The sequence below is a fragment of the Streptococcus sp. 23.2 genome, from assembly GCF_016648665.1.
GTDB lineage: Bacteria > Bacillota > Bacilli > Lactobacillales > Streptococcaceae > Streptococcus > Streptococcus salivarius_E.
Genome location: NZ_JACLQJ010000002.1, coordinates 36038 through 49661 on the forward strand (window position 1 = coordinate 36038; position 13624 = coordinate 49661).

14 protein-coding genes are annotated in these 13624 nt (G+C 42.8%); 2 read left to right on the forward strand and 12 right to left on the reverse strand.

All coding sequences use genetic code 11. The annotated features are described in order from the left end of the window. Positions 1–4: 4 nt before the first annotated feature. On the forward strand, positions 5–1069 hold the full coding sequence (locus H7T98_RS01500; RefSeq protein WP_049553546.1) for an acyl-CoA dehydrogenase family protein: 1065 nt from the start codon (positions 5–7) through the stop codon (positions 1067–1069). A 16-nt stretch (positions 1070–1085) separates the two neighbouring features. Then, positions 1086–1997: an ethanolamine utilization protein EutJ gene (locus tag H7T98_RS01505; protein WP_229036624.1), complete on the forward strand. Its 912-nt coding sequence runs from the start codon at positions 1086–1088 to the stop codon at positions 1995–1997. 42 nt (positions 1998–2039) lie between these two features. Here the strand turns inward: H7T98_RS01505 and H7T98_RS01510 are convergent, their stop codons facing one another. The 12 genes from H7T98_RS01510 to H7T98_RS01565 form a co-directional block, all read right to left on the reverse strand. Beyond that, positions 2040–3467, reverse strand: coding sequence for an LCP family protein (locus H7T98_RS01510; RefSeq protein WP_195187358.1), 1428 nt, complete (start codon positions 3465–3467; stop codon positions 2040–2042). Positions 3468–3478: 11 nt separating this feature from the next. Further along, a complete protein-coding gene (pheA, locus tag H7T98_RS01515) occupies positions 3479–4303 on the reverse strand; it encodes a prephenate dehydratase (RefSeq protein WP_037603971.1) in 825 nt (274 codons plus the stop codon). Further along, positions 4294–4785: a shikimate kinase gene (locus H7T98_RS01520; RefSeq protein WP_201061062.1), complete on the reverse strand. Its 492-nt coding sequence runs from the start codon at positions 4783–4785 to the stop codon at positions 4294–4296. Before H7T98_RS01520 ends, pheA begins: the two co-directional genes overlap by 10 nt. Continuing rightward, the gene (gene aroA / locus H7T98_RS01525; RefSeq protein WP_201061064.1) at positions 4778–6061 is read right to left on the reverse strand and encodes a 3-phosphoshikimate 1-carboxyvinyltransferase; all 1284 of its coding nucleotides are present in this window, start codon (positions 6059–6061) and stop codon (positions 4778–4780) included. The genes H7T98_RS01520 and aroA overlap by 8 nt, the downstream gene beginning before the upstream one ends. 80 nt (positions 6062–6141) lie before the next feature. After that, positions 6142–7092 (reverse strand): L-lactate dehydrogenase, encoded by a 951-nt coding sequence (locus tag H7T98_RS01530; RefSeq protein ID WP_201061066.1) that lies wholly within the window; start codon positions 7090–7092, stop codon positions 6142–6144. An 88-nt stretch (positions 7093–7180) separates the two neighbouring features. Further along, positions 7181–7519, reverse strand: coding sequence for a YlbF/YmcA family competence regulator (locus H7T98_RS01535; RefSeq protein WP_002890462.1), 339 nt, complete (start codon positions 7517–7519; stop codon positions 7181–7183). A 9-nt stretch (positions 7520–7528) separates the two neighbouring features. Further along, positions 7529–8635 carry a prephenate dehydrogenase gene (locus tag H7T98_RS01540; protein WP_003094644.1) on the reverse strand — a complete coding sequence of 369 codons (1107 nt, stop codon included), beginning with the start codon at positions 8633–8635 and terminating at the stop codon, positions 7529–7531. A 29-nt stretch (positions 8636–8664) separates the two neighbouring features. After that, entirely contained in the window at positions 8665–9831 is a 1167-nt protein-coding gene (gene aroC, locus H7T98_RS01545) for a chorismate synthase (RefSeq protein WP_070439237.1), read from the reverse strand. Beyond that, a complete protein-coding gene (gene aroB, locus H7T98_RS01550) occupies positions 9832–10899 on the reverse strand; it encodes a 3-dehydroquinate synthase (RefSeq protein WP_201061068.1) in 1068 nt (355 codons plus the stop codon). A gap of 12 nt (positions 10900–10911) precedes the next feature. Next, entirely contained in the window at positions 10912–11769 is an 858-nt protein-coding gene (locus H7T98_RS01555) for a shikimate dehydrogenase (protein WP_201061070.1), read from the reverse strand. After that, complete coding sequence (aroD, locus tag H7T98_RS01560; protein WP_201061073.1) at positions 11759–12436, reverse strand: type I 3-dehydroquinate dehydratase; 678 nt, start codon at positions 12434–12436, stop codon at positions 11759–11761. Before aroD ends, H7T98_RS01555 begins: the two co-directional genes overlap by 11 nt. Beyond that, complete coding sequence (locus H7T98_RS01565) at positions 12433–13596, reverse strand: class I SAM-dependent rRNA methyltransferase (protein WP_201061075.1); 1164 nt, start codon at positions 13594–13596, stop codon at positions 12433–12435. The genes aroD and H7T98_RS01565 overlap by 4 nt, the downstream gene beginning before the upstream one ends. Positions 13597–13624: the final 28 nt, after the last annotated feature.

Genomic DNA, 13624 nt, shown 5'->3' on the forward strand with positions numbered 1-13624 from the left:
GCCTATGTCACATTTTTCAAAAGAATTCCTTACTTGGTTGGACACCAACGCTGACCATATTGACCAAGAGTCTGGACCCATTGCGGACCAACTTCTTGAAAAAATTGCTGAAAACGACGTCTTTAAAATCGGCGTACCTGCTGAGTTTGATGGCCTAGGTGGTGGTCCTACTCAAGTTGTTGATGTGCTTGATGAATTGGCACAACACTCTTTGACAGCTTCCTTTATTTCTTGGGGACACCGTACTTTCATCGAGTATATCCTAGCTAGCGACAATGCTTATCCTCGTGAAACATGGTTGAAAGAATTGTATACCGGTGAGCGTGCTGGTGGAACTGGCTTGTCAAATGCGGTCAAATTCTTGTCAGATATTGAAGAATTGAATGTTACCATCAGTCAAGAAGGTGATGACTACTATCTTGATGGTCGTTTGCCTTGGGTGACTAACCTACGTTCTGATAAATTCGCTGCTCTCTTTGCTGCTGACTTTAAAGACGGTAGCCAACCTTGGATTATCACTATTCCATCTGAAGCTGAGGGACTCAGCCGTTCTGAAGATTTGGAATTCGTTTCCCTTCAAGGTGCTAACACTGCCTCTCTTACTTTCGATCACGTTAAGTTAGATCCTAATTGGATCCTTTCAAAAGAAGGTACGGACTATATTGCCAAAACACGTCCGAACTTCCTTGGTTTCCAATTTGGTCTCGCCTTTGGTTTGGCCAAACGTTCTCTTGATGAGGTTGAAGCTAGTCTAAACAGTAACCGTAGCGTTCTTCGTGAAGAATTTGAAGCTACACGTGGAAATCTTCTTGCTATCCAAGACCAACTCTTTGCCGGTCTTAATGATGCCGATTATTTCATTGACAAACCACGTGAACTTTTCCAATTGCGTATCGATATTGTCGATGTCGTAGCCAACAGCCTACTCCTCGAACTTCAGGCTAGTGGTGGTCGTGGCTATTTGAAAGAATCAGAGTCAAGCTTTATCCGTCGTTGGAATGAAGGCGTCTTCCTTCCAATTGTATCTCCGAGTGCGGTGCAGCTTCGTCACATTCTTGCAGCTAGCTAGAAAGGCCGGTGGACCAATGATGGTATTTTTTAAGAAAATTCCCTTGGCCCTATCTAGTCTAGTTCTTGCCCTCTTTAGTTTATCCAATCAAATAAGCCACTATACCCTGATTGCTCAGGGTATTTGGTGTTTAGCCAGTATAGGTTTTATACTTATACTGGGACGCTTGATTCTTGGATTTGAACAAATAAGAGAAGATTTGCGAAACCCAGTCGTTGCTTCGGCCTTTGCTAGTTTCTTTATGGCTGCCTTTCTATTTGTCAGCCGCCTCCCACTAGCTCAAACAGGATTGAGTGTGACTTGGCTTGGACTCCTTGGACTTTATATTGCCTATATTATTTTTTTCAGTCTGCGTTTTTTACGCCCATTTTCTTTGAATCAAGTCTATCCAAGCTGGTTCGTGGTCTATGTTGGCCCTGCTATCAGTCTTGTGACAGTACCGGCTAGTGTTCCAACTAGCATCAAGGGACTTATTCTGGGAGTAACGGGATTTGCGACTCTAGCCCTCTTTCCGCTTGTTTTATGGAGAATGAGACAGATAGCCATACCTCACCTATATCGGCCTATACTTGCCATTTTAGCAGCACCTCTGGCCCTTCTCATTACCAGCTCAATCAAGAGTAATCAAAGACCTGCAACTATCATTTTACTTGCCCTACTTTTATTCTCACAAGCATTCTTTTTCTATGCTCTTAATCTCTTTGTAAAACTGGTTAGAAAAGGCTTTATACCACTTTTTGCTGCCTTTAGTTTCCCATTAGTCAATAGTACCAATGCTTTTAAAGCAGCTACCACCAGTCTGGGTTTAGTCAATCCAGCTACCCAATTGATTTATAAGGTAGAGTTCGTCATTATTCTTGTTATCATGACCTATTTGCTCTATCATTTTCTAAAACTTCTTATACATGGCGCTTATACAAACTCTTAACACCAAAAAAGAAGCAGGTTCAGTGTGAACCTGCTTCTTTTCTTATCTAAATCCTAGTTCTTTTAATTTTGCCTGATAAGTGTCAAAATCAATTTCAATCCCTTGACCGCCATACAAATCATAGCTATCAATCCAATCACCATCCGAAGGAATGGTTTGCGAATTAATCCCTTTTTTGAAACTACCAGCATTTGAAAGTCCCAAATCCAACATGTCCGTCATGCTCATATTGGTTGAGGTTAGAGAGTAAACCTTCCCCAAAGCCTCAGGCCCTTTGAAGAGGCTAAGTGGATTCTTAAGCTGCTTCATGACAGCCTGCATCACTTGTTGCTGGCGCTTGGTACGGCCATAATCTCCCTCGTCATCCTTACGGAAACGGGCATAATTCAGAAGGGTGCGGCCATCCATATCTTGCTTACCAACTTTTATGGTTTGATTTGGCACGTGACCGTTCTTGTCCATCTTCAAATCATCTGGAACTTGAACCGAAGATACTTTTTTACCATCGATGGTCGCAAACTTGGCATTGATTTCTACACCATTTGGGAAGAGGGTATCAACCCCTGTCGCAAAGGTTTCAAAGTCAACCATGGCATAGTACTTGATATCAATATCAAAGTTGCGTTTGAGCGTCTCACGCATGAGCTCTGCCCCTTGATGATTATTTTGCTCACCAATATTGAAGGCCGTATTGAGTTTCAAGTCCTGAGAATAGTCGGTTTCTGAAGCCCCCTTGATATTGACCAAGGTGTCTCGCATAAAGCTAACCATCTTAACCTTACCTTCTTTATTGCCCACATTGACCACCATAATAGAGTCTGTTCTGGCATCGGTAGATTCTTGGCTAACGCGTTGGTCAGAACCAAGAATAAGGATATTGACCCCATCCTTGGTATCCTTGCCATTAAAAGTCTCAACTATGGCAGGCTGGTAGGATTTACCATTATTACCCGCAGCAGAAAGATCTGTTCCCTTGTAAAATTGATAGGCCATGGCTATCACTAGGAACACAACTCCAAGGCTTAAGCAACTAAGTACTAGCTTGACAACTTTCTTGAGCCTTCTCTTTTTCTTTGGTCGCTTCTTCTTGGCTACTTGCGACTTGGACCTTGGAGCCGACGTTGCTGAAGGAGTTGCTTGCCTTCGAACCTTTTTACGTTTAGGTTTAGGTTTACTTTGAGCGACTTCCTCCCGATAGACGGGCAAACCTTCCTCAGTTAGCTGATTGACAGACTCATAATCACGTTCTTGATAGTAGTCAGAACGATTGTCATAAGGCTGGCGCCATGCTGCTTGATAGTCCTCTATTTGCGCTTGATACCGTCGCTCAGCTTCATAGGCATCCAACTTTCCTTGAAGATAATTGAATTCTGAGGCCTGCTGTCCATTCAGGTGAGCAAGATTTTTTAAAAGATAGCTGTAACGTAACCGTTCATGATGCGTAAACGGTCCATTGTTAGATTTGGTCATAAGATTTCCCTTTAAATTTCATAGACTTGGTAAGCACCCAAGATTTTATATCCAATTCCAACTGCAGTCAGCTCTTCAAGAGCGAACTGAGCCAACTTTTCCTTTGTATAATCACAATCAATAATAAAGAAATACTCGCCAAGTACCGTCTTCAAAGGACGACTTTCTATCTTGGTCAAGTCAATGCCTCGCCAGGCAAAGGTTGATAAGGCCTTGTAAAGTGCCCCTGGCATATTGTCAGGCAGGGTCAAGGCCAGCGTTAATTTGCAATCAATCTGATTGAGCGGAATCTCAGGAACGGTGTTCCCCAACACCCAAAAGCGGGTATAATTTTTTTCAATCTCCTGAATATCCTTAGCCAAGATTTGAAGACCGTATTCCTTAGCAGCTGCATGCGGAGCGATAGCCGCATATGGCTGATCTGGATTATCAGCGACAAAACGCGCCGCAAAGGCTGTACTTGCTGTTGTCTCAATCTTGGCATGTGGAAAATGCTGTTTAATATACTTTTTCCCTTGGGCAATAGCCTGTGGGTGTGAGAAGATTTTCTCAATTTTCTCATGATGTTTCGTCGCCATCAACTGCTGCTTGATGGGCTGAACAATCTCTGCCACAGCACGAATATCGGCCTGATGGAAGAGATAGTCTAAACTCTCATGAACAGAGCCCTCAATGGAATTTTCCACCGGAATGACCGCATAATCCACACGTCCCTCTTCATAAGACTTGATAACCTCGGTAATGGTACCTAGAGAAACCAATTCTGCCTTAGGAAAAGCCTTTAAGGCTGCATTATGCGTAAACGACCCACTAGGGCCCAAATAACCTACATACATTTGATAAACCTTGCTACTTCTTCTGGCGTTCGGTTATCAACTGAGACAACCAAATCTGCTAAATCTTGATAGAGTGCCATTCGACCGTCATAAATAGCCTTAAAATCCTCTTTGGAATGATTGAGAAAGAGTGGGCGCTGATTCTTGGTATCCTTCTTAATGCGATCATAGACCACATCGAAAGAAGCATGGAGCCAAACGTTATGCTTACGATTTTTCGCCAAGAGCTGACGATTGCGCTCCGTCACAACGACACCACCTCCAGTAGAGATGATGACGTCATCTCCCTCTTGAAGGAGTTCCTCCAAAGTCTCAGACTCAATCTGACGAAAGGCTGCTTCACCTTCTTTTGCAAAAAAATCAGCAATGGACATGCCGATTTTCTCCTCGATGACCTGATCCATATCCACGAAACGACCATCCAGGTATGGGGCGACGGAACTCTTACCAACTCCCATAAAGCCCAATAAAACCTTAGCCATTGAGCAATCCTTCCAAGTCACTAAAGAAGCTTGGGTAACTTGTATTGATAGCTTCTGCACGTTGCAAGTCAACCTCACCATCTTGAACCAAGAGAGCAGCAATAGCTGTCATCATACCAATACGGTGGTCACCAAAGGTATTGACCTCTGCTCCATGAAGAGCGGTCTTACCAGTGATAATCATACCATCCTCAGTTGGTACAATATCAGCACCCATAGCATTCAAGGCATCTGCCACCACCTGAATACGGTCGGTTTCTTTGACCTTGAGTTCTTCAGCATCACGAATCACTGTCTTACCTTGGGCTTGTGTCGCCAAGAGTGTGATAATCGGAAGTTCATCAATCAAACGTGGAATGATATCGCCACCAATTTCAGTTCCTTTAAGTTCTGAAGTTTCAACCGTAATGGTCGCAGATTTGGCAACTTGGTCAATATCTGAAAGGGTAATTTTACCACCCATATCTTTGATCACATCAATGATACCCGTACGCGTCTCATTGATGCCGACATTTTCCAAGACAATCTTAGAGTTAGGCACCACGAGTCCCGCTACCAACCAAAAGGCCGCTGAAGAAATGTCACCTGGAACCACGACTTCTTGAGCAGTAAAGCTTTGGCCACCAGAAATACGAATTTCCTTGCCATCTACTTGAAGCTGACCACCAAACTGCTGAATCATATCCTCTGTATGATTACGTGTTTTTTCCTTTTCAATGATGACAGATTCACCATCAGCTTGAAGCGCTGCAAAAATAAGGGCAGATTTTACCTGAGCAGAGGCAACTGGCAATTGGTAATGAATAGGCTTAAGGGACTTGCTACCGTGCATTTTCAATGGTGGCAAATCACGGTCTGTTTGACCTGAAACCTCTACACCCATCTGACGCAATGGAATGGTCACACGGTCCATCGGACGTTTTGAAAGGGAATCATCTCCAAACATTTCCACATAAAAATCCTGACCTGCAAGCACACCTGAAATCAAGCGAATAGATGTCCCAGAGTTACCCATATCCAATTTGTTTTGAGGAGCCTTGAGACCATCAAAACCAACACCGTGAATGCGAACCACATCACCATCATCCTCGATAGTCACACCCAAATCACGGAAGACCTGCATAGTTGAGAGGACATCCTCACCTCGTAAAATATCACGAACAGTTGTCACACCTTTGGCAAGACTTCCGAACATAATCGAACGGTGACTGATTGACTTGTCACCAGGGATACGCAAGCTGCCATGAAGACCTTGGGCCTTGGTTTCTAGTTTCATAGGTTACTCCTGAAAATTTTATAGTTACTCTCATTATACCATAATCGAAAGCCCAACCATAGACTGAATTGTCAAAATATTCACTCTCTAGTATTGCCATACTTTTCTTTCAGAAAGGCAACTGCTTCTTGAACACGGTTCCGAATCAAGTTAGCAGACTCCTCCAAAAGACGATTTTCCTCAGCCGACAAAGACAAGCGAACTGGAGCAGCCACCCCATGACGCCCTAGGATGACTGGATAGCCAAGGTAGGTCTGATAGGCTGCTTGATAGCTAGATACCGCCACTTCTTCTTGAGCATCTGAAAGGATAATGGCTACCAAACGAAGAGCAGAACTGGCAATGCCGTATGAAGTATAGCCTTTACCATAAAAGACCTTGTGGCCACCCTTCATAGAAGCCATAAAAAGATTTTGACGCTCTTCTTCACTGGTCAATGCTGTAATATCTTGACCTTTGACCTTGACTTGACTCCAGGCTGTAAATTGGGAATTCCCATGTTCGCCAAGATTGTAGCCGGATACTGATTTTGGATTGACTGATAAATCATCTCCTACCGCTGCCTTCATTCTAGCTGTATCGAGTAGAGTCCCTGTCCCAATCACACGTTCTCTTGGCCAACCTGTGAACTCTTGATAGAGGGCTGATACGGCATCTACAGGGTTTGAGATAACCAAGAGTATGCCTTTAAAATCCAATTTTTTGAGTTCCTGAGCAACCTGATAAACAGCTTCTCGGGTAAATGGAAATTCAGCAAAACGGTCCTCACCGGCATTATGCTGTAACTGAATATTTCCAAGGGATGAAATAATCACATCAGCATCTTCAAGTGCTGCATAATCATTAACCACGATGTTGGCATAGCTAGGCAGATTAGCCATAGCATCTTTAAAATCCTGGGCATCCGCCTCAGCCTTTTTCTCATTGATATCTATAAAGACATAACTATCAGCCAAACCTTGAGCAATAGCTCCATGAGCTACCGCAGCTCCAACATTTCCCATACCAATAATTCCAATTTTACGAGCCATCATTTTCCTCCTTAATATTTGATCTTCATTCTTAGACAATCTCTTTTGAATGCAGAAAAAGGCCTGTCAACTGACACACCCTCTCTGATTAGCTATTCAATTCTTGCAAAGGTTTGAAGATGATACGTTCAATATCATTCAAATAAACAGACAAGCCTTGTTGTGCAGCCAAGTATTCTTTCAAAAGGGCATTAGCTTCCACTTTTTGCCCCAATTCTTGAACAGCTGCTTGTTCTTCTGCTGTTGGCATTGTACCAGCTTGCATTTTAGCATAGAAATCCTCTTGGAAATCAGTGAACTCTTTGAAAAGAGCACTAGCCTCAGCATCAGCTGCAATAGCTTCTTTTTTCTCTACCAAAGTTTTGTACTCAGGAAGGGCACGAATACCACGTTCCAACTCATTTGCTAAATCATAAATATTTGTCATTTTATTCTCCTAGGCGATCACCACATGATAGTCTGTATTGGCTTCAATAACAGTCTTAGCATGTGTACGATCTTTTTCATTTTTAAAAGTAATTTGAAGGATACCATGGATATCCTCACGATTTTCTTCATTAATACGAAGATTAACCAAAGACGTTCCTCGTAACAATTCCATAATGCTAAGGATAACGTCCTCACGGTCAGGCACATCCACGAAAATATCGAAGGCACTTTCCACGCCACCCTTTTTGTGAATTTCCATCTCTTTACGCTTCTTACGACCGTTATCAAAGAACTCCCAAATGGCATTCTCATCCTCAGCCTTAATCAAGTCAGCCACATGGTCCAAACGTTTTTTGAAATCTTCAATACGATCCAAAACAGCAGGCCCATTAGTCATGAGAATGGAAGCCCACATACCCGGTTCACTCTCAGCAATACGGGTCATATCTCGGAATCCCCCAGCCGCAAAGTGATTAGTCATCTCGTGAGCCTGAGCATAATCAGCCGCCTGCTCCATCAGACCTGATGCCAACAGGTGTGGAAAATGACTGATTTGACTGGTTACACGGTCGTGTTCAGCCGCATCAATCTCCACAAAACGTGACTTAAGCCCAGACAAGATGTCCTTAAGCTCTGGGATAGTTGTCTCTCTTGTCAGACTTGTCGGTGTGAAAATATAATAGGCATTTTCAAAAAGCGTCACGTCGGCTGCAATAGCCCCTGATTTATGGGAACCAGCCATAGGGTGGGAACCTACAAACTGAACATTTTTACCTGTTAGGTAACGTTCAGCTGCCTCAACGATATCCAACTTAGTAGACCCTGCATCTGTGATGATGACATTATCTTTGAGATCCAAGTCAGCCAATTCGTGCAAGTAGGCCACAGTTTGCTTAATTGGCACTGCAAGGATAATCACATCAGCAAGTGGGGCAAACTCTTTGAAATCACTGGTTGCACGGTCAACGATACCACGCTCAAGCGCAATATTTCGAGAATAGTCAGAGCGATTATATCCAAGAATCTCATAATCAGGGTGGTCTCTTTTAATCCCTAAAGCCAAGGAACCACCAATTAAGCCCAATCCTGCGATATAAATTGTTTTCTTACTCATTACTACTCCCATCTATTGTCTGATGCTGCTTAAAAGTTTTTCACATAGTCACGATGACGTGCTACCGCTTCTTTCAATTCTTCCATGTTATCGGAAGAGAATTTGTCCAAGATTTCATTAGCTACGACTGTAGCAACTACGGATTCCATAACAACACCTGCTGCCGGCAAGGCCGTTGGATCTGAACGCTCAACTGTTGCCTTGTAAGGTTCGTGTGTTTCGATATCTACTGACATCAAAGGCTTGTAAAGGGTTGGTATGGGTTTCATAACCCCACGCACCACAATCGGTTGTCCATTGGTCATACCACCTTCGAAACCACCAAGATTGTTAGTGCGACGTGTATAACCATCCTCTTCATTCCAGAGAATCTCGTCCATCACTTGGGAGCCCTTGAGGTAGCCATCTTTGAAACCAAGACCAAATTCCACACCCTTGAAGGCATTGATGGATACAACTGCTTGAGCAATCTTAGCATCAAGTTTTGTATCCCATTGCACATAAGAACCAAGACCAACAGGAACACCACCAACGACAGTTTCAACGACACCACCGATTGTGTCCCCTTCTTTTTTGATTTGGTCAATGTAATCTTTAATTTCTTGTTCACGTTCTTGGTTAACGACTGAAATTTCTGATTGTTGAGCCAATTCCTTGATTTGAGCCACCGTCAAATTCTCAGGCACATCAATTTCCTTACCACCAAAGACAACAACATGGTTAGCAATTTCAATATCGAGCTCAGCCAAGATACGTTTAGCGACAGCACCTACTGCCACACGCATAGTTGTTTCACGTGCACTAGAACGCTCCAAGGAATTACGCAAATCATCGAAACGGTATTTCATTCCACCAACCAAGTCAGCATGTCCTGGACGTGGGTGAGTGATTTTACGTTTGGTTTTCAAACGGTCTTCAATGTCTTCCACAGCCATGATGTCCAACCATTTTTGATGGTCCTTATTGATAACATGAAGGGTGATTGGAGCCCCTGTTGTTTTCCCATGACGAACACCAGAAGTGATTTCAACCTTATCAGACTCAATTTTCATACGGCCACCACGACCATAACCACCTTGGCGGCGTTTCAAATCAGCATTGATATCTTCAGCCGTCAAGGGAAGACCAGCTGGAACACCTTCGATAATCGCTGTTAAACGTGGGCCGTGAGACTCACCTGCTGTTAAATATCTCATTTATTTCTCCAAGTACTCTTTCATTTCGACTAAAGGAATCTGATTGATAGCTGCCTTACCAATCTCTGGAACGATAACTGTCTTAATGCTATTACCACGAGCTTTCTTGTCATGTGTTAGGGCTGTATAGAGCTCTTCAACACGCCATGGCTCATAGTCCACTGGCAAACCAAATTTAACACACATCTCAGCAATTTGACGTGTGATTCCTTGAGGCATTAGACCTTTTTCCTCAGCAACTCGTGAAATCTGAACCATTCCGATAGCTACCGCTTCACCGTGCATGACTTTACCGTAACCAGCTGTTTGTTCAACGGCATGCCCAATCGTATGACCAAAGTTTAGGTACATACGGACACCACCTTCAAACTCATCTTCAACCACAATTTTACGCTTAACGTTACATGAACGGTAAATAATGGTTTCTGAGTTTTCTAGGATACTGTGAACCGAACCATCGATGCTTTCAAGGAGGTGCCAAAGTTCAGGATCGTCAATCAATCCGTATTTGACAACCTCACCCATACCTTCGATTAATTCACGTTTACCAAGTGTCTCAAGGACATTAGGGTCAATCAAAACCCCATCAGGCTGAGCGAAAGTTCCCACGATATTTTTAGCAAATGGTGTGTTCACACCGGTCTTACCACCAATAGACGAATCCACTTGGGCAGTGAGACTAGTTGGAACCTGAACGAAGTGAATGCCACGCATATAAGTTGAAGCGACAAAGCCTGCCAAGTCACCAACAACACCGCCACCAAGAGCAACAATACCATCACTACGAGTCATGCCATTCTTAATCAAAAACTCATAAGCCTTGTTAACAGTCTTAAGATTTTTACTCGCTTCACCTTCTAGAAAATCAAAAACGACAACCTCAAAACCTTCGTGCTCTAGGCTAAGCTTAACTTTTTCTGCATATAGAGCTCCCACATGATTGTCCGTAATAAGGGCAATCTTTTGTGGTTCCCAAAGTGACTTCACCCATTGACCGACAGTCTTAAGAGCTCCTTTTTCAATAATAATGTCATAAGGGTTATGTGTTAAATTTACCTCTAGTTTCATCGTCGTCCCCTCCTAGCTATTGTAAATATTTTCTAATTCCTGCCAAATGGCGTCTGTTGGCATGTCCTTGCCTGTCCACAATTTAAAGGCACCTGCTGCTTGATGAAGCAACATACCAAGGCCGTTCACAGCCTCGATTCCCTGTTTCCTGGCCAAGGCCAAGAAAGGTGTTTCAAAAGGTTGATAAATGATATCAGCAACCAAGAGTCCCTTAGGAAATTTTGTATCTGTAGGAATAGGCAAGGATGCGCCATCCATACCTACACTCGTCGCATTCACCAATAAATGAGCCTGACCTAGTTCCTCTTGAAAATACTCAAGATCATTTAAAGCATGAAACTCCAAGTGACAAGTTGTCTGTTCAAGTAAGGACTTAAAGCTCTCTTTTGCCTTATCCAATGACTGAGGGCGAACATAGACACTTACTTTTTTGGCACCATCAAGAACTGCCTGCGTCACAATAGCTTTAGCCGCACCACCAGCACCCAAAATCATCAGATGGGCATCTTTAGGGCTAAAGTTCTTTAGACTAGCAAAAAAGCCAAAACCGTCCGTATTATGACCAATCAAACGCCCATCACGATTAACAACTGTATTGACAGCACCAATCAGTTGAGCTGCAGGACTAATCTCATCCAAAAAAGGAATGACTGCTTCCTTATATGGCATGGACAAATTGATACCGAACATGTCGTAACGTCTAATATTTTCAACTGTCTCGGCTAGGTCTGATTCCAGAATCTCCCAGGCCACATAAACACCATTAACTTGTGTCTTCTCAAAGGCCGAATTATGAATGAATGGCGAAATCGAATGCTTGATTGGATTGGCGACAACAGCTGCTAGGCGTGTGTGTCCATCAATCTGCATCCAAAACCTCCCTGATTCTGCGCATGTCTGCTAAACTAAATTGTCCTGGAGCACTGGCATTATCAAGACTGGCAAAGGTCCATGATGACCCTATCAAGTCGCCCGCAAAACGTGACAAACGACCTAGTTTACCCATTGACATGGTCACAAACTCCTGCTCAGGATTAAAGGCCTTAAAGCCACGTGTAAAGTTCATAAGGTCGAGAACGTCCTGCTCATTCTTAGGCATAACTGCCACCTTAACCACTCGTGGTGTCAAGTTTGCCATCTCAGACAAAAGTTCCATGAGGTTTTCAGGTGTCTCCTCAAAGTTATGATAAGACAAAACCAAGTTTGAAAATTCGAGCATTTGATCAAAGACAGCCTTACGTGTGAAATACTCAAAATCAATATAATCTGGCGAATAAATCGCAGCTACATCCTTAATCAGTGCGACATATTCCGCATCCGTTAACTCAAGCCTACCACCCTCACGCATTGTACGGATGGTAAAGATAATCTCAAAGCCTGCGAATTTCTCGAAAATAGCCGGAGCAACCGTTAAGATACTATCCTTATCTAAAAAATCTGCACGCCATTCAATAATGTCTGCCCCCTCAAAACGAGACAGTTCAAGCGCTTGTGCCTCCTCTAAACTAGTTGGCATAATCGGAACTACAATTTTCATTTATTTACCTTTATTGTGTATACTTTCAAATAATTTGATGTTGGATCATTAGGATTGACGGTAAAATCCGCTGGTAATTGTTGCAAGTTAACGAAGTCCGCTGAAACATCTCCCAAGCCCTTACGTAGTTGTTTCTTAAACTGTTGCACTGTCATATTAGCAGCATTGGTACTTGCGATGATTGTCCCATGCTCTGATAAAATATCAAGACTTTGTGCAATTAACTTGTGGTAATCCTTATTTGCTGAGAAAGTGCGTTTCTTATTTCGAGCAAAGCTTGGCGGATCAATGACGATAAGGTCATAAGATAAGCCTTTTTTCTTTGCATATTTGAAATAATCGAAGACATCCATCACGACCAAGCGATGATTTTCCATACTGAAACCATTAGCTTCAAAATGAGCCGTCGATAATTCACGTGAACGCTTAGCCAAATCAACTGATGTCGTTTCAACCGCTCCCCCCATAGCCGCAGCAACTGAAAAAGCTGCCGTATAGGAGAACATATTCAGAACTGATTTACCCAAAGCTAGGCCATTAACTAGACCATCACGCACTTCATGCTGATCAAGGAAAATCCCCGTCATTAGCCCATCATTGAGGAAAACTTCATATGTTACCCCATTTTCTAAAATGGTGAAGGTATCAGGCGCCTTTTGCCCAAAAAGATGGTCTGATTCGAAATCAAGACCCTTGAAACGGATTTTCTCATAGCCTCCCAAAACCTCAGGAAAGACCGCTTGGAAAGCCTCTACAATAACATCCTTCAAGGAATAAACAAAGGCATTGTACCATGAAAAGAGGGCATAATCCCCATATAAATCAATTGTGAGACCACCAAAATCGTCACCATCTTGGTTGAAAAGACGAAAAGCTGTCGTCAACTCATTATCATAATAGGATTGACGTTTGGCCTTAGCCCTTTCAAAAAGTCCTTGAAAATAAGTCACTGTCAATTGTTGTTTTTTAGGGGACAGAAACCATCCTATCCCCTTATTTTGACTTGACAAATAGCCCGTTCCTAAAAAATCTTTGGATTGGCTATATAGATAAACCAACTGATTATTTTCAGTTATATTTGGAAAATCTTCGGCTAAAAGAAGCTGTTTTCCTTGTTTGATTTTTTTCTCCGCAAAGGGACTTACCGTCAATATACTCATGTTACTATTATACCAAAAAAATGCTATT